A 281-nucleotide genomic window follows, 5' to 3' on the forward strand; every position below is an offset into this window, starting at 1 on the left:
CTTGACCATATAACCTCAAGTTGCCTTGGCCGACATGACATGTCGATAGATCCCAAGTGCACGCTACGTCACAAGACCAAACGAGAGGCAGGCGCTCAGGCGCGTCTCTTTGTAAAGCCGGCACACATGTGCCCGCTCCCTGCAAAGACACGACCTGCGGCGACACTCCAAAAGCCTCCCTGGTGAAATTAGCGCTGTGGAACCACCCGATCCCATCCCGAACTCGGAAGTGAAACGCAGCTGCGCCGATGGTAGTGTGGCTCAAGCCATGCGAGAGTAGG

At 56.9% G+C, this 281-nt stretch carries 1 rRNA gene; it reads left to right on the top strand.

Features of this window, described 5'->3' with window-relative positions:
• Positions 1 to 178: 178 nt before the first annotated feature.
• Positions 179 to 281 (top strand): 5S ribosomal RNA (gene rrf / locus ACOZHM_RS20710); the annotation flags it as partial.

Source organism: Stenotrophomonas sp. PD6, from assembly GCF_049199305.1.
Classification (GTDB): domain Bacteria; phylum Pseudomonadota; class Gammaproteobacteria; order Xanthomonadales; family Xanthomonadaceae; genus Stenotrophomonas.